This window comes from Psychrobacter sp. CX14 (genome assembly GCF_057396205.2).
Genome location: NZ_CM183187.1, coordinates 1,115,939 through 1,137,993 on the forward strand (window position 1 = coordinate 1,115,939; position 22,055 = coordinate 1,137,993).

The 22,055-nt window shown below is 40.8% G+C and carries 21 protein-coding genes, 4 pseudogenes and 2 other annotated features; of the genes and pseudogenes, 14 read left to right on the forward strand and 11 right to left on the reverse strand.

Features of this window, described 5'->3' with window-relative positions; genetic code table 11:
- Positions 1-19 precede the first annotated feature (19 nt).
- From AC2SLO_RS04680 to AC2SLO_RS04695, 4 genes are all read right to left on the reverse strand, one after another.
- Positions 20-736, reverse strand: coding sequence for a DUF3108 domain-containing protein (locus AC2SLO_RS04680; RefSeq protein WP_486542101.1), 717 nt, complete (start codon positions 734-736; stop codon positions 20-22).
- Positions 737-1,161: 425 nt separating this feature from the next.
- Positions 1,162-2,550, reverse strand: a complete 1,389-nt coding sequence (locus tag AC2SLO_RS04685) for an NAD(P)(+) transhydrogenase (Re/Si-specific) subunit beta (RefSeq protein WP_486542275.1) — start codon at positions 2,548-2,550, stop codon at positions 1,162-1,164.
- A 17-nt stretch (positions 2,551-2,567) separates the two neighbouring features.
- Positions 2,568-2,888 carry a proton-translocating transhydrogenase family protein gene (locus tag AC2SLO_RS04690; protein WP_486542273.1) on the reverse strand — a complete coding sequence of 107 codons (321 nt, stop codon included), beginning with the start codon at positions 2,886-2,888 and terminating at the stop codon, positions 2,568-2,570.
- 206 nt (positions 2,889-3,094) lie between these two features.
- On the reverse strand, positions 3,095-4,228 hold the full coding sequence (locus AC2SLO_RS04695) for a Re/Si-specific NAD(P)(+) transhydrogenase subunit alpha (RefSeq protein ID WP_486542099.1): 1,134 nt from the start codon (positions 4,226-4,228) through the stop codon (positions 3,095-3,097).
- Between the two features lie 572 nt (positions 4,229-4,800).
- On the opposite strand from AC2SLO_RS04695, the gene yaaA reads away from it, so the two are divergent.
- Positions 4,801-5,613 carry a peroxide stress protein YaaA gene (gene yaaA / locus AC2SLO_RS04700; RefSeq protein WP_486542097.1) on the forward strand — a complete coding sequence of 271 codons (813 nt, stop codon included), beginning with the start codon at positions 4,801-4,803 and terminating at the stop codon, positions 5,611-5,613.
- Positions 5,614-5,740: 127 nt separating this feature from the next.
- Here yaaA and groL read toward each other — a convergent pair whose 3' ends face one another.
- On the reverse strand, positions 5,741-7,381 hold the full coding sequence (groL, locus tag AC2SLO_RS04705; protein WP_486542095.1) for a chaperonin GroEL: 1,641 nt from the start codon (positions 7,379-7,381) through the stop codon (positions 5,741-5,743).
- A 113-nt stretch (positions 7,382-7,494) separates the two neighbouring features.
- On the reverse strand, positions 7,495-7,785 hold the full coding sequence (groES, locus tag AC2SLO_RS04710; RefSeq protein WP_486542093.1) for a co-chaperone GroES: 291 nt from the start codon (positions 7,783-7,785) through the stop codon (positions 7,495-7,497).
- 290 nt (positions 7,786-8,075) lie between these two features.
- Here groES and AC2SLO_RS04715 point away from each other — a divergent pair, with 290 nt between their 5' ends.
- From AC2SLO_RS04715 to AC2SLO_RS04745, 7 genes and pseudogenes are all read left to right on the forward strand, one after another.
- Positions 8,076-8,627, forward strand: a complete 552-nt coding sequence (locus AC2SLO_RS04715; RefSeq protein WP_486542091.1) for an acyl-CoA thioesterase — start codon at positions 8,076-8,078, stop codon at positions 8,625-8,627.
- A gap of 24 nt (positions 8,628-8,651) precedes the next feature.
- The gene (locus AC2SLO_RS04720) at positions 8,652-8,816 is read left to right on the forward strand and encodes a hypothetical protein (RefSeq protein ID WP_486542089.1); all 165 of its coding nucleotides are present in this window, start codon (positions 8,652-8,654) and stop codon (positions 8,814-8,816) included.
- Between the two features lie 163 nt (positions 8,817-8,979).
- Entirely contained in the window at positions 8,980-9,186 is a 207-nt protein-coding gene (gene iscX / locus AC2SLO_RS04725; RefSeq protein WP_486542087.1) for a Fe-S cluster assembly protein IscX, read from the forward strand.
- 28 nt (positions 9,187-9,214) lie between these two features.
- A complete protein-coding gene (locus tag AC2SLO_RS04730; protein WP_486542085.1) occupies positions 9,215-9,562 on the forward strand; it encodes a hypothetical protein in 348 nt (115 codons plus the stop codon).
- 37 nt (positions 9,563-9,599) lie between these two features.
- Positions 9,600-9,755: pseudogene (locus AC2SLO_RS04735) on the forward strand (integrase core domain-containing protein); the annotation flags it as partial.
- Between the two features lie 59 nt (positions 9,756-9,814).
- Positions 9,815-11,034 (forward strand): annotated as a pseudogene (locus tag AC2SLO_RS04740) (IS3 family transposase).
- Positions 10,090-10,206 (forward strand) — a sequence feature (AL1L pseudoknot). Its footprint overlaps the pseudogene before it by 117 nt.
- A 149-nt stretch (positions 11,035-11,183) precedes the next feature.
- Positions 11,184-11,468, forward strand: a pseudogene (locus AC2SLO_RS04745) (transposase); the annotation flags it as partial.
- 49 nt (positions 11,469-11,517) lie between these two features.
- On the opposite strand, the gene AC2SLO_RS04750 reads toward AC2SLO_RS04745, so the two are convergent.
- A complete protein-coding gene (locus AC2SLO_RS04750) occupies positions 11,518-12,078 on the reverse strand; it encodes a TetR/AcrR family transcriptional regulator (protein ID WP_486542083.1) in 561 nt (186 codons plus the stop codon).
- A gap of 176 nt (positions 12,079-12,254) precedes the next feature.
- Between AC2SLO_RS04750 and AC2SLO_RS04755 the strand changes: the two genes are divergently transcribed.
- The 5 genes from AC2SLO_RS04755 to AC2SLO_RS04775 are packed head-to-tail and all read left to right on the forward strand — an operon-like array spanning position 12,255 to position 16,515.
- A complete protein-coding gene (locus AC2SLO_RS04755; RefSeq protein WP_486542081.1) occupies positions 12,255-12,794 on the forward strand; it encodes an HPP family protein in 540 nt (179 codons plus the stop codon).
- 3 nt (positions 12,795-12,797) lie between these two features.
- Entirely contained in the window at positions 12,798-13,187 is a 390-nt protein-coding gene (locus tag AC2SLO_RS04760) for a hypothetical protein (protein WP_486542079.1), read from the forward strand.
- A 2-nt stretch (positions 13,188-13,189) separates the two neighbouring features.
- On the forward strand, positions 13,190-13,597 hold the full coding sequence (locus AC2SLO_RS04765) for a cupin domain-containing protein (protein ID WP_486542077.1): 408 nt from the start codon (positions 13,190-13,192) through the stop codon (positions 13,595-13,597).
- Between the two features lie 3 nt (positions 13,598-13,600).
- Positions 13,601-14,947 carry a CoA-transferase gene (locus tag AC2SLO_RS04770; RefSeq protein WP_486542075.1) on the forward strand — a complete coding sequence of 449 codons (1,347 nt, stop codon included), beginning with the start codon at positions 13,601-13,603 and terminating at the stop codon, positions 14,945-14,947.
- Between the two features lie 8 nt (positions 14,948-14,955).
- On the forward strand, positions 14,956-16,515 hold the full coding sequence (locus tag AC2SLO_RS04775; RefSeq protein ID WP_486542073.1) for an FAD/NAD(P)-binding protein: 1,560 nt from the start codon (positions 14,956-14,958) through the stop codon (positions 16,513-16,515).
- A 107-nt stretch (positions 16,516-16,622) separates the two neighbouring features.
- On the opposite strand, the pseudogene AC2SLO_RS04780 reads toward AC2SLO_RS04775, so the two are convergent.
- The 4 genes and pseudogenes from AC2SLO_RS04780 to AC2SLO_RS04795 form a co-directional block, all read right to left on the reverse strand.
- A pseudogene (locus AC2SLO_RS04780) lies at positions 16,623-16,811 on the reverse strand (integrase core domain-containing protein); the annotation flags it as partial.
- A 41-nt stretch (positions 16,812-16,852) separates the two neighbouring features.
- Positions 16,853-18,072 (reverse strand): IS3 family transposase gene (locus AC2SLO_RS04785; RefSeq protein ID WP_486541428.1). Its coding sequence is split into 2 segments (ribosomal slippage): positions 16,853-17,790 and positions 17,790-18,072, totalling 1,221 coding nucleotides; the frame shifts between segments, so codons are not numbered across the junction.
- Positions 17,681-17,797, reverse strand: a sequence feature (AL1L pseudoknot). It overlaps the preceding gene by 117 nt.
- A gap of 566 nt (positions 18,073-18,638) precedes the next feature.
- Complete coding sequence (gene dapE / locus AC2SLO_RS04790) at positions 18,639-19,847, reverse strand: succinyl-diaminopimelate desuccinylase (protein ID WP_486543873.1); 1,209 nt, start codon at positions 19,845-19,847, stop codon at positions 18,639-18,641.
- Between the two features lie 117 nt (positions 19,848-19,964).
- Complete coding sequence (locus tag AC2SLO_RS04795) at positions 19,965-20,798, reverse strand: 2OG-Fe(II) oxygenase (RefSeq protein ID WP_486543874.1); 834 nt, start codon at positions 20,796-20,798, stop codon at positions 19,965-19,967.
- 301 nt (positions 20,799-21,099) lie between these two features.
- Between AC2SLO_RS04795 and AC2SLO_RS04800 the strand changes: the two genes are divergently transcribed.
- Positions 21,100-21,975 carry a 23S rRNA (adenine(2030)-N(6))-methyltransferase RlmJ gene (locus AC2SLO_RS04800; protein ID WP_486543875.1) on the forward strand — a complete coding sequence of 292 codons (876 nt, stop codon included), beginning with the start codon at positions 21,100-21,102 and terminating at the stop codon, positions 21,973-21,975.
- Positions 21,976-22,055: the final 80 nt, after the last annotated feature.

A 22,055-nucleotide genomic window follows, 5' to 3' on the forward strand; every position in this document is an offset into this window, starting at 1 on the left:
TTATAACGATAAGCCGCTATTAACGAACTTTGGTTAATGTCATTTCCATACGGCGACCATCGTTGTTCTGTAGTACTCGAACCGGTAGATAGTCCAAACTTGGCGCTAACCAGAAGCTAGTAGCACGGTCATTATCGTCATGGATACGGTCAATACGGACAGTATCAAAAGTACCAGCCGGAACGGTTACTTTGGCATTACCAGCACGTCTAAACGGTGCTTTCTCGATTTTGTTTTTCTTAACCATATTGTAGTTGCCAGAAAATTTACCTGACAATAAGTCTTGTCTAATTTGAGCTTCAAGGCTTAAATCATCAAAAGCTCTGTTTGGTGCTGATAAATTACTGGTTTTACCGCGATAAGTGCTGCTAATGGTCTTACCAGAGTTGCTGAATTTAATATTATGCGTATTACCGACACCGAATAACTTAAAATTGGTGCTAGCAGAAGTTGGAATAATGGTATTGCCATTGAGCGTAAAAGTACTACGCTGCTTAGCAGAAGCGATACCGGCGGCTCTTGCATCTACCTTATAGTTCCAAGTGTTGCCTGATTTGGTTAGGCTACGCGTTGCGGTACCGTTATATTTGTTATCCACCGTCAAATTATAATCAGCAGTCATAGGCGTTAAGCTGTTCGCTGCAATACCCGAGGTAGAAGCAACGGCAGTTGCGGTTGCTAAACCAATGCTGGCAGCAAGTTTCTTAGTGTTGATATTTTTTAATGCGTTAAACATAGGGTTGACCTCATCAATTAGTATTCGTTTGTGCTATTATTCGCGGTTATTTTAATAATTAAATATCTAGCGATTAACAAGCAGCGTATTCAAGTGGGATAAATTATTACTTACTATACCCTATATATGGTCATACCTTGTTACATTTCCAAGGGCGCTATTGGGGTTGTTTTGTTAGCCAACCTTTCCACAGGCACTGTATTCATAAGGATTGGTAACCATAGGGTAAGTAATATGGCTTCGAGTAACAACTAGTCAGAGAACGGCTAGCTAAAGGGTGACGGCGTTAACCTTGCTAAGCCTACACTTGTAGTACTTGCGCTCGCTTGCCTTGTAAACATTTCAGACTATAGCCAGTTTTAAGAGGACATAAAAAAGACAGCCTAAGCTGTCTTTTTATTAAGTTATTACTTATAGATAGGGGATTAGTGTCCACCGCCATTAATAGTACGTACCATCTCTTCAACCATTTTCTTAGCATCACCAAAGATCATCATAGTTTTGTCTAAGTAGAACAATGGGTTATCAAGACCAGCATAACCCGTGCTCATTGAGCGTTTGATGACCATAACGGTTTGACCTTTTGCGGCATCCAAAATTGGCATACCAAAAATTGGTGAGTTTGGATCATCTTTAGCAGATGGGTTAACCACGTCGTTTGCTCCAATAATGAGTACCACATCAGTGCTGGGGAAATCTGAGTTAATCTCATCCATCTCTAAAATGTCATCATAAGGCACGTCTGCTTCAGCAAGTAGAACGTTCATATGGCCTGGCATACGACCTGCTACAGGGTGAATAGCAAAGCGAACATTAACGCCTTCAGATTTTAATAACTCATACAGCTCTTTTACCGCGTTTTGTGCACGGCCTTGTGCCATACCATAACCTGGGACAATAATCACATCGCTGGCATTACTCATTAAGAAGCCCGCATCTTCAGCAGAGCCAGACTTATAAGTCTTAGGCGCGCCATCACCATCGCCTGCTACCGCAGCTGTTGTACCTACGCCGCCGAACAATACGTTTAATAGTGAGCGGTTCATAGCCTTACACATGATGTAAGATAAAATCGCACCTGACGAGCCAACCAATGAGCCTGCAATGATAAGCATTGAGTTACCAAGGGTAAAACCAATACCTGCTGCTGCCCAACCTGAGAATGAGTTCAGTAATGACACAACCACTGGCATATCACCGCCACCGATTGGCGCAATCCACATCCAGCCGAACACAACCGCTAAGGCTGTCATAGCATAGAAAGCAGCCATTGATTCGGTGACAAAATAGATACCACCAAAGGCAATCATGGCAACAAATAGGATCAGTTGAACGGGCTTAACCCAAGCGCCGCCCACTGTTTTCGCCCACTTTTTCGCACCCAATTTACCGAAGGCAAAGACAGAAGCTGAGAAAGTAATGGCACCAATAAAGCAGCCGATAAATAGCTCAACACGGGCAATTGTACTGTGCTCATGAGTCGTGTTTAAAACTGTCGCTAGCGCAATCGCGACTGCTGCTAAACCAACAAAGGAGTGCATCAAGGCCACGGTTTCTGGCATTTCAGTCATAGCAACGGTTTTGGCTTTCCAGATACCGACTAAAGCGCCCAATATCATCGCACTAATAATCAGCCACAATACCGGACCTTCTGCTAAGAAGAAAGTAGTCGCAACAGCGATGGCCATTGCCGCCATACCAAAGCGGTTACCACGAATAGCCGTCTTTGGGCTAGATAAACCACGTAAGGTTAAGATAAATAGTATCGCACCAACGAGGTAGAACCAATCTGCGTGAGCCGCAATCCAATTCATATGAGTTACATCTGGATTCATGCATCACCTCCTTCGGTATCTGTCGCTGGTTTGGCTTTTTTGACTTTTGGTTTAAACATAGCAAGCATACGCTCAGTGACTGCGAAGCCGCCGAAGATGTTAATACTGGCTAGAAACACAGCAAAGGCACCTAAAATACTGGTCACTGAAATGGCACTGCCACTAATATAAATGGTCTGCAGCATGGCGCCAACAATCACAATACTTGATAGAGCATTGGTCACAGCCATAAGCGGCGTGTGCAGGGCAGGGGTAACACCCCAAACCACGTAATAACCCACAAAAATTGCAAGGACAAAAATGGTAAATATCGCCACAAACGGCGTGCCACTAGTAACGGCTGCCCCCAGTGGTGCGGTTGCTAATACCGTAGCAAGCATAATCTTCTCCTAATATCTTCTAAAATTTGTACATATAAGCGCTAAGTATTTGAATGTTAAATACTTAATTAGTAGATAGCTAATTCTTAAATTTATAAGTGTTAACTACCTACTAAGCGCAGCTGCTTTAATCCCTAAAGCGACTATTTACGCTGCAAACGCACTTCACCATTATGGGTTACTGCCAATGCGCCTTGGATTTCATCTTCAAGATTAATCGTCAGTACATTGCCATTTTCTTTATCAAATAAGGTAGTAATAAAGTTCACTAAGTTGTTGGCATATAAGTCCGAGGACTGTGCTGCCAATGTGGCAGGGATATTCGCCGCACCAATGATACGCACGCCATTATCAGTGATAACCGTTTCGCCAGATTTGGTACCCTCAACGTTACCGCCTGAGCTGGCTGCCATATCAATAAGCACCGAACCGGCTTTCATTTTATCCAGCGTCGTCTTATGAATCAGACGCGGCGCATTGCGTCCTGGAATCTGTGCAGTGGTAATAATAATGTCAGCATTAGAAACGGCTTTATCGACCACCGCTGCCTGATCCTTCATATACTGCTCAGACGGTGTCCATGCATAACCGCCAGTTGATTTGGCTTTTTCTTTTTCCTCATCACTCATCGGTACATCTAGCCATTTGCCGCCTAGAGACTCTACTTGCTCTTTTACTGACGGGCGTAAATCACTGGCCTCAACCACAGCGCCTAAGCGTTTTGCTGTTGCAATGGCTTGTAGACCGGCAACACCCACACCAAGCACGATGACTTTGGCAGGCTTAACGGTACCGGCTGAGGTCATAAACATAGGGAAGGGGCGGGCATACTCGTTGGCTGCCATTAACACCGCTTTATAACCGGCAAGGTTGGCCTGTGAGGACAACACATCCATGTTTTGCGCACGCGATAAGGTACGTGGCAACAGCTCCATCGCAAAAGCAGTGGTGCCTTGCTTGGCATAATTATCTAGCTGATCGTTGCGATAAGGATCAAGCATGCCAATCACAATGCTGCCAGAGGACAACTGAGCGATTTGCTCAGCAGTTAGATTCTGCACAACACAAATAATCTGCGCTTTGCTTAAGACCTCAGCTTCGCTGGTTACTTTGGCGCCAGCATTGGTATAAGCGGTGTCATCGTAATAGGCATGTTGACCTGCACCCGATTCAATAATCACTTCGTGACCAAGTTTGGTCAGCTTCTTAACTGAATCTGGAGTGATGGCAACGCGACCTTCATGTGCCTGCTTTGCTTGGATAGTGCCTATTATCATGTTCGCTCCTAGCTGTATGGTTTATCTAAACTTTCCCCGCATTCACATCCGATGTTTAAGCGCAATTATCTTAGCCGCTAAAAAACCTCCGGTTACGCAATACAAAACTAAAGGTTATCATTTAAATAAATGGTTATGAGAAAGTCATCATTAATATTTATTATAAGAATATAAATCAAATAATTTCATTGCAGAAACATGACCGACCAGTAACCTTTAGAAACAAACTTTAGGTTATACCGACAATGAATTACAGGCTATCACATAACATACTGTTATGTGTATCGTTAAAAAAATGATTTTGGGAAAATATCAGAAGGTAGGTTTAGAGGTGATACAACGACTGTCTCATTATAAAAAGTTATGATACGCTTAAATCCAAATAGCCTATCTTTAAATAATTAGGTCAATTAAACACATATAGCGCACCATAGCAGTTAAAATAACAAATCAATCACTAAGTGTTCATAAATAGCGAGCCTAAGAATTTAGAACTACATTTTTAGGAATACATCTAAAACAGCTTAGTTAAAATAATAATCAATTAAATTTCAATACATCGAGGAGGCGTTATGTATTTCGTATTATCTCCAGCAAAGAGCTTAAATGAGAGCGATGCGGTACCGGTTAATGTAGGCAACTACTATAGTCAGCCAGAGCTGATTGAGTACTCGCAAGCATTGATGAAGATATTAAAGTCAAAAGAACCGATTGATCTGCAAGAATTAATGAGCATCTCTGATGATTTGGCTCAGCTCAATGCACAGCGCAATCAAGATTGGGCATGGAGTGAGGATAAGCCATTCACCGATGACAATGCCAAACCGGCTGCTTATCTGTTCGACGGTGACGTGTATACTGGTCTTGATGTCTATAATCTTGATAAAGAGACGGTCATTTACCTGAATGAGCATTTAGGGGTATTATCAGGACTGTACGGTGTATTAAAGCCACTAGACTTAATTCAGTCCTATCGTTTAGAGATGGGCACCAAGCTCAAAAACGAGCAGGGCGATAATTTATATGAGTTTTGGGGTGAGCATATTACTGAAGTGATTAATCAGCGTATGCAAGATACTGCCAAGCAAGGTGAAGATAATGTACTGATTAACCTTGCTTCAAATGAATACTTTAAAGCGGTTAAAAAGAAGTCTTTGAATGCTGATATCATCACACCGCGATTTGAAGATGAGAAAAATGGCCAATATAAAGTCATTAGTTTTTATGCCAAAAAAGCACGTGGCCTAATGGTGAAATACGCCGCTGATAATAAAATCACTAAGGCTGAAGATTTAAAGCAGTTTGATTTGGCTGGTTATTATTATGTTGATGATTTATCAGATGATAAAACGTGGGTGTTTAGACGTGATGAGGCGAGTCAATAAATTGAAATGACTTCTAAGGTAAAACCATCAAAATAAAAAGACAAAAAAACCCCGATAAGCGATTGCCTATCGGGGTTTTTGTTGGCTATTTACGCATGAAGCGTATCATAAGCGGATAGGGAGATGATTACATCATACCACCCATGCCGCCCATACCACCAGCACCGCCCATGCCAGCCATAGGATCATCACTTTCCGCTTTCTCAGTGATCATCGCTTCAGTAGTTAGCATTAAGCCTGCTACTGATGCTGCATGCTCAAGCGCTGAACGAGCCACTTTAGCAGGGTCAAGAATACCCATCTCTAACATATCGCCATATTCGCCAGAAGCTGCGTTGTAACCATAGTTACCAGAACCATTCTTCACTTCGTTTACCACAACAGATGCTTCAGCACCGGCGTTAGTAACGATTTGACGTAAAGGGGCTTCCATCGCACGGCGTAAGATGTTGATACCTGCGTTTTGGTCGTCATTGTCGCCTTTAAGGTCAGCAAGTGCGTTTAATGCACGTACTAGAGCAACACCACCACCGGGTACAACGCCTTCTTCTACAGCAGCTCGAGTCGCATGTAGGGCATCATCAACACGGTCTTTCTTCTCTTTCATAGCGGTTTCAGTCGCTGCGCCAACTTTGATAACGGCGACGCCGCCTGATAATTTAGCAACACGCTCTTGTAGTTTCTCTTTATCGTAGTCAGAAGTAGACTCTTCGATTTGACGGTTGATTGATTCAACACGTGCTTCGATGTCAGATTTTTGACCAGCGCCATCAACGATAACGGTGTTTTCTTTACCAACCGTTACCTTCTTAGCAGTACCTAGGTGCTCTAGAGTAGCAGTCTCTAAGCTTAAGCCCACTTCTTCAGAGATAACCGTACCGCCAGTTAAAATACTGATGTCTTGTAGCATTGCTTTACGGCGATCGCCGAAACCTGGTGCTTTAACCGCACACGTTTTTAAGCCGCCACGCATATTGTTCACAACTAATGTTGCTAATGCTTCGTTTTCAACATCTTCAGCAATGATTAATAGTGGCTTGCTTTGCTGCATTACTTGCTCAAGTAATGGTACGATTTCACGGATGTTGCTAATTTTTTTATCAACAAGAAGGATATATGGGTTTTCAAACTCGGCAGTTAGGCTGTCTTGCTTGTTTGCAAAGTATGGGCTAATGTAACCACGGTCAAACTGCATACCTTCTACCACTTCTAAAGAATCTTCAAAGCCTGAACCTTCTTCAACAGTGATAACGCCTTTTTTGCCTACTTTCTCCATTGCTTCAGAGATAAGCTCACCAATTTTGGTGTCAGAGTTAGCAGAAATAGAACCTACTTGAGCAATCGCTTTAGAATCGTCAGCAGGCGTCGCAAGTTTATGAATCTCTTCAACAGATACTTTAACCGCTTTGTCGATACCGCGTTTAAGATCCATTGGGTTCATGCCAGCAGCAACAGACTTCATGCCTTCTTGTAAGATAGACTGAGCCAATACAGTTGCCGTAGTCGTACCATCACCGGCCACGTCGTTTGTTTTGCTCGCAACTTCACGAACAAGCTGAGCACCCATGTTTTCGAATTTGTTTTCAAGCTCAATCTCTTTAGCAACTGAAACACCATCTTTAGTGATTGAAGGTGCGCCAAAAGATTTATCGATAACCACGTTACGGCCTTTAGGGCCTAGCGTTACTTTTACAGCGTTTGCTAGAATGTTTACGCCGTCCATCATTTGTTTGCGGGCGTCAATGCCAAATTTTACGTCTTTAGCCATGAGAATTACTCTCCAATTATTTTAGTTAATGAGTTTTCTGTTTATGAATGAGAAGTATCTGTTGTTAATTGTTCAATGAGAGAGGCACCCGATTGCAATCGCAATCGAATTAATTAACCTTCTAGAACACCTAATACATCAGATTCTTTCATAATTAATAATTCTTCGCCGTCAACTTTTACAGTTTGACCTGCATATTGACCGAATAAAACAGTATCGCCAACTGTTACGTCAAGAGCGCGTACTTCACCGTTTTCACGGATTTGACCATTACCAACAGCAAGGACTTTACCTTGAGATGGTTTTTCTTGAGCAGAACCTGGCAATAAGATGCCACCAGCAGTTTTTTGTTCTTCTTCCACGCGGCGGACAACGATGCGGTCATGTAAAGGGCGAATATTCATTGTTCACTCCATTAAAAAGTTCAGTTAGGTTAATAAAAGGTACCCATATCACTCATAAAGTATTGTTATTGGGCAGAATGTTTTAATCATTAATGTCATTCTACAATGAGCTATGGGGTTGTATTGAAAATGGGGTTAAGTGGATAAAGTTTCAACCTACGAAACGTTAATTTTTTTATATTTTGTCAGCTGACAACAGCTACATGCCTGTATAGACTGGCATTTACTCATTTATATCCTTTATGTAATCTATGTCATAAATACTGAACACCTTAATAGGAGCGCTGCCCATGAATATGTTAATCCGATTTTTTATCTTAATGATGCTCCTAAAACGTGAGCTCTCAAAACCCAAAAAGCCGTCATCCAAAACTGTAACATACAGCACAGCCCACAATGAAAGAGACACCTTTGAACCCTTCACCCGCAGTCATCGTATTTTGCCACACGATATGGGCTTTCGGGACCATCTACCCAACTACCGCTATCTATCCTTTATCGAGCTCAACATCACCGGCTGGCTCACCACGCTCACCCATCAAACCCAGTACCAAAAGCTAGGCTGGGTCATCGCCATGCAAGAAATGGTTTATCTCAAAGAAATCAAACTATGGAACAAAATAACCGTCACCAGCAAGCTTGAAGGCTGGGATAGCAAATACCTCTACTTTCAGCATCATTTTTATGTCAAAAACACGTTAATGGCAATCGGTCTGACCAAATTTGTATTAACCGAGGAAGACACCTTGCACAAACCGCAAATTTTGGGTCTGCAACACGAGCACCTAACCGAAGTCATCACCACATGGAATAGCAATCAACAAGCCATCAAATCTCAATAACTCATCGCAACCACAGATTTTGGCTTGAAAGCTATCCAATCAGTAGCTACTCTCGCTTTTCGCTACTATCTGCAAGTCATGACGAGGCAGCCGCTAAGCGATGCCGTGTCGCTTGCTCTGCGCGCCACTGCATCACAAGCGCCTGCAACTCGTCCTGCCATGCAGTATATCCGCTTTAATCGAGGCTAAACCACACCTAACGCAAAGCTGATATCCAAAATATGCTAAAATCTATCGCATACTTTAAGAGTCGCACTAGCTATCTACCCTCTTTATAACTAGCTGGTATGCTAGCTGAGCTTAAGCCATAAATTACAAGTTAACTTTACTTTCATGCCAAAAGGAAGCCACTATGAACCAAAAACTAAAATGGACAGATAGCCTAGACATCGCTATCGAGCTTGTCGAGAAATTTCCAGATACCGACCCACAGTATATTCGCTTTACCGATTTACACCGCTGGGTAACTGAGTTAGAGAACTTCGATGATGACCCTAATAAATCAAACGAAGGTATCTTAGAAGCCATCCAAATGAACTGGATTGATGAAGCGGATTAGTATTTCTCTTAACTCTATTAGGATAATTATGAAGAAAAATACACTGTTATTTATGATCCTATTTTCATTATCTGGATGTTATGACCCGCCTCTGACGACTAGTGATATACGCTATGATATAGATGACAAAACTAATTTAAATGCACACATAGATGATACTGTTATTAATAGTATTAACCAAAATGAAGACGTAGAAATTCTAAGATATAAAGTAAGTAGTAATACGCCAGTTTTTGCAAGTGGTAGAAAATATGGGGTATTAGCTATTGAAAATAACTGTTTGGTTATTCAGCAAGCTGACACTATATGGGCTTTAGCTTTACCTATTAGTGATGACACAACCCAACATCAAACACATTGGGATCAATTACACTAGCGAAGCATTTTCTGATTTCGTAGAAATCTGTAGTGATATGACGCATAGCATGAGCCGACGTGGCAATTGTTGGGATAATGCGCCTACAGAACGCTTTTTTAGAAGCTTTAAATCTGAATGGATGCCAAAGAGCGGTTACGAAAATATCGATGAGGCAAAACAGGCTGTAAGCGCTTATATTTGGGATTATTATCAGAGTGTCTGAACCGCCCCGGGATTGTCGGAGACTCAACTTTCTGAGAGAATACGACAATGAAAACACGAAACTATACCCCTGAAATGAAAGAACGAGCGGTCCGTATGCTTATTGAAGCTAAAGACGACTACCCATCCACTTGGTCAGCTATCAAAGCCATAGCGCCAAAGATAGGTTGTACGCCTGAGACACTACGATCATGGCATAAAAAGCACATTGATAAAACCATTCCTGCAAATATTCAAGCTCAAAGCCAAGCTGAGCGTATTAAAGAGCTTGAACGTGAGAACAGAGAATTAAAGCAAGCCAATGAAATCATAAGGAAAGCCGCTGCTTTTTTCGCCTAGGCGGAAATAGACCGCCCACCCAAGTAATGATTGATTTTATTGACGACCACAAGCGCCAATATGGGGTCAAGCCAATCTGTAAAATATTACCAATTGCTCCATCAACCTACTACCGCATAAAAGACTTAAGCGACAATCCGGAGCAACGTTCACAGCGTAGTCAGCATGACGATTTCTATCTTAATGAGATTAAACGTATATGGAAGGACAGCAAATGCCGATACGGTGCTCGTAAAGTCTAGAAACAGTTGAAATCCGAAGGTATACATCCTGCACGCTGCACTGTAGAGCGTTTAATGCATCAGCATGATATGCAGGGTATTTGGCGAGGTAAAGGTAAGATAACCACTAAGTCTCGTGATGATCAAAAGCGTGCTGATGATTTGGTTAATCGTAACTTTAATGCTCATCGACCAAACCAGTTATGGGTAGCTGACTTTACTTACGTAAAAACGTTGAGTGGTTGGGTCTATACCGCCTTTATCATTGATGTGTTTGCCCGTAGTATTGTTGGCTGGAAAGTATCTAATCGTATGAACACCGATATGGTGATGGCAGCGTTAAATCAAGCCATTGCAGATAGGAACAACCCAAAAGATGTGATACACCACAGTGACAGAGGTGTTCAGTATTTATCCATTCGCTATACGGATAAGATGGCTGATTCAGGTATCATTGCATCTGTTGGCACGACAGGTGATTCATACGATAAGGCATTAGCTGAAACGGTTAACGGGCTTTATAAAACGGAGGTGATTGATTATTTAAAACAGCAGTGGCAAGGTGTGAGCGATGTTGAATTAGCAACTCTTGAATGGGTTGATTGGTTTAACAAAACACGTTTGCATAGTACGATTGGTTATGTGTCGCCTTTTGAGTTTGAGAGACGATACTATGATAGTCTTAGTGAGTCAGACAAAGCTGCCTGACTCAAGTAATCCACTCTCCGATATAGTCGGGGCGGTTCAGTCAGACCGCCTAGCTTTAATGATTATTTGACACCAACAGCCAAAGAGAGGCTTTATTTCAATAAACACCTCTTATGAGTTGTCCAGTTTTACTTGACCACTACATCACCTCTTGGCGCAATAATTGGAAAGGCGTAACGATATTCTTTGGTTATCTTAAAGACATCAGAAAAGCCATTTATACGACCAATGCTATCGAGTCATTAAATAGTGTGATTCGTACAGCTGTGAATAAGTGTAAGATATTCCCATCTGATCAAGCAGCTTTCAAGGTTGTTTATCTAGCCACTCAGCAGACATCTAAAAAGTGGTCGATGCCCATTCGAAACTGGACCTCTGCTCTTAATCGCTTTATGATTATGTTTGATGGACGTGTTAGTAAGCATTTAATCTAAATTGCAGTTACACAGAATGTGGGATGGGCTCCGTTAAAACTTCGAATGTTCAACAAACCCTATCCATAGTAACCCTTATTATTTCTAAGGATGAATACACATATTGATCACGGCATTCACTTTCTCTGTAGACTGAGTGAAGGCTGATTAACCCTTCTAAAAGAACCATAATGAAGTCTAAGTTTGCATCTTGACTATATTTATTGGATAACTTCTCTTCTATGAACCCCTTAACCCACGATTTATGTTCTAAAACCACTTCATATATTTCTGTATTTTCTCTTTGTAACTCATATGAAGCTCTGATGAATAAGCATCCATTAAAACTAAGCTCACTAAACCACATTTCATGCCATTCAAAAATTTTAGCTAATGCTTCAAAATCTTTTAATTCATTTCCCACATAGTTCTTTAGTGAGTTACGGAAGTTCATATCTCTTCTTTTTAAGACTTCTAAAGTTAAGTTATCTTTATTACCAAAATTTTTGTACATAGTAGTTTTAGAACAATTGGCCTCATCGCGAATTAGGTCAACGCCTGTATTGATGAACCCATTACTATAAAAAAGTCTTTCCGCTGTTTCAATAATTCTATCAGTAGCTTTTGTCATATCTCTCTCTCTTTAAGGACTAGGACTAACAAATATTAGTTGCAATCAGCTTTTATCGTGTTAACCTGTGTACAGGTCTGTACATTTATACGCCCGTGGACTTTATATAACAAATTAGTAAGTTCGAATTGTAGTGAGCTACTAATTAATTTCTTAAATTTAATGAAGGACTCCGAATGAAACGATTTATTGACAGAGCACATAAGCTGCCACCTAGATCAGATTTGCTAAGTCTCTTACGCTCGTTGCTAGGGGGGACTTTAGCTATCTTGATTTTAGAAATTTTAACTCTTTACTCAGGTTCAATATTTATGATGGCTCCGTTTGGTGCTACTTGTGTTCTACTTTTTGCAGCATCTAAATCTCCACTTGCTCAACCAAGAAATGTCATTTTCGGACATTTTGTTTCTGCTTTCGTAGGACTAGCTTTTCTAAAAGTGTTCGGTGTTTCTTTACTTATAACTGCCATGGCAGTTGGGGTTGCGATATGTGCTATGCAAATATTAAGGTGCGTTCATCCACCAGCTGGTGCTAATCCCTTAGTTATATTACTAACCGCAGATCAGATTAATTATAACTGGGATTTTTTACTTTTCCCAGTAGTATCAGGTGCTGTAGCACTCACTATAGTTGCTTGGCTTGTAAATAACACTAAATCTCTGTCTGCTTGGCCTGAATATTGGTTCGGCTTCATTGATTCTAAAAAAGAGGAATAAGATATGCCTGTAATAGAATTAAGTTTTGTTAAAAATAAAAAAGAAGTCAACTTTACGTACATTGCTAATGCGCTCATTTCACTAACTGCTGACATTCTCTATAAAGATCCAAAAGCTACCTTAGTGAAAATAAATGAAGTTAACTCTGACACTATTTTTACGGGTTCAGAGAAACGGGAGCATTACTTCAGCCTCAACATAAGAATAACAAAAGAAACTAACTCTAAGGAAGAAAAAGAACTCTGGATTAATACGGTAAACCATTTCATGAACAAATACTTCATGTCAGATGGGGGTGAGACTCTTAACTATATAACTATTGAGGAAACCTCTGCTGATTCTTGGGGTTATGGAGGTTTAACACAACTTTCGCTAAGCAATAAGAGAGATTAAGAATGCGTTTTTTTGATAGACCACCTCAAGAAAAAGATTTTGTATTCAATTTGATGTTTTCTGAATGCCAGTTCGATGAAGACTTACTCAATTTTATTCCTTATTTACCAGGAGTCCGAGAAGGAGTAGATATTGCAATTATATTTGATGAGACAAAAGAGATTCAGAATGGAGCAGATATGGCTATTTTGCGATATGCGCCCGGTTCTAAATCTCCTGCTCATGTTCACTGCGGTTTTGAAAGTGTTTTGGTTCTAAAGGGTACTTATATTGAGAACGGAATCGAGTTTAAACTAGGGTCATTAATAGTTAGATCACCTGGTACAGCTCATAGTTTAGCAGCAAAGAGTGATGAAGGTTGCCTAATCCTAGCTTCAAGATATAAGCCTACTCAACTTATTAAGGAATAGGCTATGGCGTTAGTAGTTAGTAAGGAGCATTTTGCCCATCAAATTAAGGAATCTGAAACTTTATTGGTGGGCGGCTTTGGATGCTGTAGCTCTCCTGACGAGTTATTAGTATCTATTAAAGAGAGATATGAACAATCGCTTGAACCTCTAGCTTTAAAGTTGCTTTCAGTTTCAGGGGTAGGCAATAAGCAAGGACTAGGATTGGATTTGTTGTCCAGCCGAGGGTTGGTATCATTTGCAATGAGTGGGTTCTGGGGCTTTACTCCTAGTTTGGCTAAGCTTGCTTTACAAGGCGAGATAGAAGCTCATAATTGGCCTTTAGGTGTTGTTAGGCAGTGGATTAGATCTTTAGCAAGCGGAGAAGACGGTTATTTTTCGAACGTCGGTTTAGGCACCTTTATTGATCCAAACCTCGGTGGAGGTTGCCTAAATGATATGACACGACCTATTTTAAACATTGTGACTCACAATAAACTGCAAAAAATTCACTTTCCATCAATAGAAATTAATTGGGCACTGTTAAGAGGGACAAGTGCAGATATACATGGAAATATCAGTTTTGAAGGAGAAGTAGTCGCTGGTTCTTCGATTAGTGATGCTATTGCATGTAAAAGGTTTAGAGGTCAAGTAGTAGTTCAAGTAGAGAGGTTGGTAGAGAGAATTGAGCCTCATGAAGTAAAAATACCAGGATTATTAGTCGATTACATAGTAGTTTCAGAGCATAAAAAATATCATACATCGTGTTACGAGGACTGTTCTACCCCTATCTCAGGTCCAGGTGATACTACGGAAGCATTAAAAGAAAAAATCGCTAAAGAAGTAGCTAGAATCATTCCAGATGATATTAAATATATTAACTTTGGTATTGGTGTCCCAGCTCTTGTACCAAAACATCTTAGGACTACTAAGCCTGTTACTGTTGAATCAGGTGTAATTGGCGGAACGCCATTCAGTGGTATGGCTTTTGGCGCTTCGCAAAATCCCCAATCTATTTTAGAACCTTCGACTATATTTGATATTTACCATGGTATAGGGATTGATTTAGCAGTATTAGGTTTCGCAGAAATAGATGAGAATTGCTGTGTAAATGTAAGTAAGTTTGGGGATGCTTTGAAAGGCTGTGGAGGCTTCATTGATATTGCTAACTCATCCAAAAACATAATTCTATGCGGCCTTTCAAAAGCTTCTAATGGAAAAGAAAAGTTTGTCTATAGAGTCGAACACTTAACTTTAGACTTAGCTCATCCCCAATTCTTTGACAAGGAAATTCTTATTGTGACAGAAAAAGGGATATCTCGTATAAAAAATGGAAAATTTTTTAATAACCAGATCGTTCATACATTCAAATAAGGAAAAAAATGAATTCTAATAATATTAGGGTAGCCATCATAGGCGCTGGTGCAGCAGGTCTTGCATTCGTTAGTACACTTAAGCGTAATTTGAAAGATAACAATAATAAAAGAATCATTCTCAAAGTATATGATGACTCTGACAATTTTGGTAGAGGAAACGCATACATTGATGATCTAAACTCAAATTTAATGAATACTAAAGCCAATTACTTAACTTATGATAATGGATTACCAGGTGATTTTTATTCTTGGATTCTTTCAAAACACATTTACTTGAAAACTAATTATCAAATGGAAGTTCTTGATGGCGATACTTATGTTCCAAGAAGTATGTTCGGTGAATACTTAGCCGAGAAATGGAAGACTGTGATTAGCGAACTTCCTCATAATCTCGAAATAGAAATTCATTCAACTAAGGTTGATGACATTGATCAGTTAGGCACGAAATATATATTATATTGCTGTAATGGAGAGGTAGGTTTTTCTGATTATTTGATACTCGCTACAGGAACTTCTAATCGCATAATAAGCGCTGAATATGAAGACTTGGGCATAAAGTTGATTAAAAACCCTTATCCAACAAAGAAGCTTCCAAGTCTTGTAGAAGGTATGAAAAACATTGTCGTTATTGGTGCACGTTTAAGTGCAATAGATACAGTGATCACTATAAAAGAATCTGGCTATGACGGGAAGATTATTATGCACTGTATTAATGGTACGTTCCCTAGTGTGAGAGGAACACAAGGACGCTATGAGAATAAGTATCTATGCCCACACTATATTCAAAATAATTATAAAGATAAAATCACCTTTAATGACGTTTTAAAAGCATTTGAATTAGAATTGAAGAATTATCAAGCGACAATTGGATGCTCTAGCAATGAAAGAGTGCAAGAAATTTTCGACCGTTTCCCACTAACTTCGCTTGAGGAAACTTTAGAGTACGAAATTGAAATCGCAAAGAAACCAAGAGCTTGGCAGGCTATATTCTATGATACTAATAAAGTAGTTTCAATTATTTGGCAGCTTTTAGACGATAACGATAAGGAGCGTTTCCTCCAGAACTTTATGAATAAGCTTACAGGAATGCGAATATCAATACCTTTGGAAAACGCTGAGAAGATTTTGTCATACATAAGAAGTGGCTCTCTAACATTTTCATCGGGAAGTTTCGATCTAGTCAATGAAATTGACGATAATATCGTATTTAAATCAGATTCAGGTTGTCATCAGTCAAATATTGAAGGTGCTATTTTTGCAATAAGTAGCCCCACTATTATAAACGATTCTGATTTTACCTTAGGAAAGCTTCTTATTGAAAAAGGCCTACTCTCTCCAGACTATTGGGGTGGAGTAACTGTAGATATTAACAATAATATTGTTAATGCAGACAATACTGTCAATAATACGACATATGTTATAGGTGATCTTTCCAAAGGAAAGCATTTATTTCTAGCCGCATTAGATATTATACGAAGACAGGCAGACTTTTGTGCTACTGACTTTTTAAAGAAAAATCTTCAACTCCAGCTTAACGAAAATGAGTTATCTACTGTTGATTGTTAGGTAACCTGACGAGTAAACCCCTTATTTCTCTATATCTTTTACTTAATTACACAATCAGAATATTACTGTAAATACCCCATTCTTAACACAACATCATCGTAGAATAATTAAGCCACCTGCCTGTACTCAGCAGGTGTCATATCATTAAGTGAATCATGGGGTCTTTCGGTGTTATAAACCTTGATCCATTCTTCAGTCAGCTTATTGACTTCATTTAAATCATTGAATAAATAACAATCCAAAACCTCATTGCGATAACTACGATTAAACCGTTCAATATAAGCATTCTGATAAGGACTGAACCGCCCCGACTATATCGGAGAGTGGATTACTTGAGTCAGGCAGCTTTGTCTGACTCACTAAGACTATCATAGTATCGTCTCTCAAACTCAAAAGGCGACACATAACCAATCGTACTATGCAAACGTGTTTTGTTAAACCAATCAACCCATTCAAGAGTTGCTAATTCAACATCATTCACACCTTGCCACTGCTGTTTTAAATAATCAATCACCTCCGTTTTATAAAGCCCGTTAACCGTTTCAGCTAATGCATTATCGTATGAATCACCTGTCGTGCCAACAGATGCAATGATACCTGAATCAGCCATCTTATCCGTATAGCGAATGGATAAATACTGAACACCTCTATCACTATGATGAATCACATCTTTAGGATGATTTCTGTCCGCTATCGCTTGGTTGAGTGCTGCCATCACCATATCGGTGTTCATACGATTAGACACCTTCCAGCCAACAATACTGCGGGCAAACACGTCAATGATAAAGGCGGTATAAACCCAACCACTCAGCGTTTTAACGTAGGTAAAGTCAGCCACCCATAGCTGGTTCGGTCTATGTGCGCTGAAATTACGATTAACTAAGTCGTCTGCCCGTATTTGATCATCACGAGACTTAGTGGTTATCTTACCTTTACCTCGCCAAATACCTTGCATGCCATGCTGGCGCATTAACCGCTCTACAGTGCAACGTGCAGGATGTACACCTTCGGATTTCAACTGTTTCCAGACTTTACGAGCACCGTATCGGCATTTGCTGTCCTTCCAAATACGTTTAATCTCTTTAAGATAGAAGTCGTCATGGCAACTACGCTGTGAACGCTTTTCAGGCGTTTCTTCTAGATCTTTAGCACGATAGTATGTGGATGGAGCAATCGGTAACACTCTACAGATTGGCTCGACTCCATATTGTTGTTTGTGATCGTCTATAAAATCAACCATTACTTGTGTTTGCGGTCGAGCTCCGCCTGGGCTTCAATACCAGCTGCTTTCTTTATAATCTCATTGGCTTGCTTTAACTCTCTGTTCTCACGTTCAAGCTCTTTAATACGCTCAGCTTGACTTTGAGCTTGAATATTCGCAGGAATAGTTTTATCAATGTGCTTTTTATGCCATGATCTTAGGGTCTCAGGCGTGCAACCTATCTTTGGCGCTATGGCTTTGATGGCTGACCAAGTGGATGGGTAGTCGTCTTTAGCTTCAATTAGCATACGGACGGCTCGCTCTTTCATTTCAGGGGTATAGTTTCGTGTTTTCATTGTCGTATTCTCTCAGAAAGTTGAGTCTCCGACAATCCCGGGGCGGTTCAAATATTAACCTAACAACGCCTCAAGTATCTTTTCATATATCTGCGCCAACTTGCCAATGTCATCCATTTCTACCTTTTTATCAACCTGATGAATGATGGAGTTACGCATGCCTAGCTCAACCACTTGAGCGCCGTTGGCGCAATAAATCGACCATCGGAAGCTTACGTAGGGTGTGGTTAGTTTTATCAAGGCTCGAAGAGGTGAAGATAAAAACGTACCCTACCTTTTTTGTGGCGAAAAACAATCTTTGTCCTACCATTTTGGTGGCGTTTTGCTAACCGCACCCTATACCCTACACACTCTTTATAATTACAAAATATATTTGCAAGAATGAGATGTTACCGCTAGCCCTGATAGAAGCGGTAGCTTGGTGGGTTGTGGGGCATATAGCATCTTACACAGGAGTGGTCGCTTGAATAATGGAACACTCTTGTGTTTAGATGCTGTGCCCCACAGGCAACCAACTACAAGCGGATAGCAGGATTAGCTCCAAAAAATTCAATCAGAATTGCAAATTAACCCAACAACAATTCTTCTAGCATCTTCTCATATATCTGTGCCAGTTTACCTAAGTCGTCTACCTCTACTTTTTCATCAACCTGATGAATGGTCGCATTACGTACACCCAGCTCAACCACTTGCGCACCAGTTGGCGCAATAAAACGACCGTCAGAGGTTCCGCCTGAGGTCGATAACTGAGTATCAATACCAGTCACTTCTTTGATGGCTATTTTACACGCATCCACCAACTTACCCTCAGCGGTTAAGAATGGATTGCCTGATAGTTTCCATTCAATATTGTAAGTGGCCTGGCTGTCATTAAAATGTTTGTCTAAGATCTCATGCGTTTTAGCACGAAGCTCTTCTTCTGTGGTTTCTGTGGAGAATCTAAAGTTAAAAACCACTTCTACCGTTTCAGGAATGACATTGTTAGCGCCCGTACCGCCATTAATATTAGAGATTTGCATAGTCGTAGCAGGGAAGTGGTCGTTACCTTCATCCCAAACGGCGCTTTCAAATTCGGTTAGCGCTGGCAAGAGGGCATGAATGGGGTTGACTGCCAAATGCGGATAAGCGACATGACCTTGTTTACCAGTGACGGTCAAAATACCGCCCAACGAACCACGGCGACCATTTTTGATGATGTCACCAAGCGTGTCTGTGCTAGAAGGCTCACCAACCAAACAATAAGTGATTTTCTCATTGCGTGCTTCTAACGCCTCAATCACTTTGACTGTACCATTGATAGAAGGACCTTCTTCATCTGAGGTGATTAACATCGCAATCGAGCCGTTATGGTCAGGGTGTTTTTTAACAAAACTTTCAGCAGCAACGGTAAAAGCGGCAATACCTGTCTTCATATCGGCAGCTCCGCGACCCCAAAGAAAGCCGTCTTTAACCGTCGGTTCAAAGGGCGGGATTTTCCAGTTATCAGGATTACCGGTTGGTACCACATCGGTATGACCGGCAAAGCAGATAACAGGCTCTTGGCTGCCGCGTCGTGTCCATAAGTTTTTGACCTCAGCATCACGGCCCGTCGCATTTTTATCACCGAAGTACATAAACTCACTGTTAAATCCTAGTGGCTCTAAGCGCTCAACCAATACATCCTGCGCTCCTTTGTCATTCGGGGTCACAGAGTCACGACGCATTAAATCAATACTTAACTCTAACGTGGCTTGTTGATGATGGGTGGTATTATCCGATTGGTTGTTAGCGCTCATAGGTACCTCAAAGTAATGTATAGAAAATAAATAACCGTTAATAAAGGGTCAAAACAGTCAATAAAGTAGGTGATAATGTTGTTGTTATAACTCTAATGTTTATAAGCATAACAGCTATTAAGGTTCAGGGATAAAGACCGCATCGTCACGGCGCAGCCAAGTGGCAATAGAATAACGCTGACGATGGGCAATCTCGACTTGATGCTGTAGATTGCTATCAAAAACAACCAAACGATTAGCTTTCGGTAGTAATTGATGCTGCTCATTTTGCATATCAATCAGCGATAAGGCGCCGCCATCCTCAAGCGTCCATTCATCATTTAAATAAAATACCGCTGAGATAACGCGTTCATCACGGCCAACGGGGTTATCAGAATGCCATTTATAACCAAACCCTGGCGGATAGCAGGCATAGTGTGCTTCACTATGGCGAATACCAGCAAAAAACAGTCGATTAAACAGATGCGCTAATTCATTGATACTTTGTAAATAGTTGTAGCCGGCAAAAAAGTGTTTGGTAATCCAGCGAATACGGTCGCCACGGATATCCGTTTGACGAACGCCTTCTGTTAATAGCGCATCACGGTAATCAACAAAGCCGCTCTCTGCTTGCAGCGCCAGTAGCGCAGTGGGCTGATATACATTATCTAATACGATGAAGCCTTTATTGACAAAATCATCTAAAACCGTGTCGTCCAAACGTTGCTGCCAATGTGTCTCAAAATCTGCTTGTCTTAAAGCCTGCTGAGTGTCAGACAAGTCTAGCTGATTTATATCTGCTGCTGGCACGCCTGATAAAATCTCTTGCGCAATATGGTCGGCAATGTCTCTGGACTGTTCTAGTGCCTCTGGCTTCAGCGGTGGCGGAATATCGACGGTAATAGGGTCTTGATAGCCCCATTGGGTAGTGTCTAAATTACTTTCAACGGCCGTATCAACGACTTTAGTCATGAACCGATACCCTTGTATAGGTTAAGGAAAATATAGAAGTCGGTAGAGGGTGGTACAGTATCCTATCAATTCTGAATTAGCTGCCAATCAGCGGCTAACCCTTACAGCCTGAATAAATTTCAACCAATTATCAATTATAGGATTGTCAGATATAAAGAACAGCAATGGGCTATAATGGGTGCATTCAAGCAGTCAGCTAAATAGGGGTATTAACTATTAATATACTCATTTTAAACCTGCTTATGCTACCATAGAACTAATTTTTGATACCGAAACTTTCTACAATAAAACAAGCCAACTTATGAATTACAAACATGCCTATCACGCCGGTAATTTCGCCGACGTTGTTAAACACATCTTACTTGTCCAACTGCTTAATCAAATGAGCAAAAAGGGTAAGCCTTATTATGTTCTTGATGCTTACGGCGGTCGTGGTCTTTACTCGCTAAGCAGTGAAGAGTCGCGCAAAACAGGCGAAGCCAAAGGCGGCGTACAAAAGATTTTGGATGCCGATATCTCTGAAGCACCAGATGCCGTTCGTCAATATGTTGATGATATCAAGCAAGCCCGTCAAACCTACGACAAGCACGTTTATCCTGGTTCACCATGGTGGATTGCTAACCATGCCGAGAAGAATCCAGATGCAAACTTACGTGCCGAAGCTTTCGAATTCAAAAATACAGAATACGATGCGCTAAATTATCAGCTGTATCAGCTACCGATTGGTATTCATAACCGTGATGCTTTTGAAGGTATCCGTGCGGTTATTCCACCAGTAGAACGCCGTGGTGTGATTTTGATTGACCCACCTTATGAGCAAGAGCACAAAGACTTTAGCCGATTGGTCGATTTACTTGTGGCAAGCACTAATAAATGGCCACAAGGTGTGTATGCGCTTTGGTTCCCAATCAAGAATATTGATGCGGTTGAGCTGTTTTATAAGAAAATGAAGCGTACAGAGATTCGCAAACAGCTGTTATGTGAGCTAAATGTTTATCCAAATGATGTAGCAGCGGGCCTAAACGGTACCGGCATGCTGATTATTAACCCGCCTTGGCAGTTTGATCAAAGTGCACGTCAGATTTTAAACTTCCTACAGCCATTACTGCGTCCTGAAGATGCCCCTGAGTTACCACAAAGTCAAGCAGTCAACGTTCGCTGGCTTGTTGGAGAATAGTCAGGGTTCTATCATTTCTTAAGTCTATCGTTATAGGGAGCTAAAAGAAGTGTCATTATTAGAGTAATCTGATGGTGACG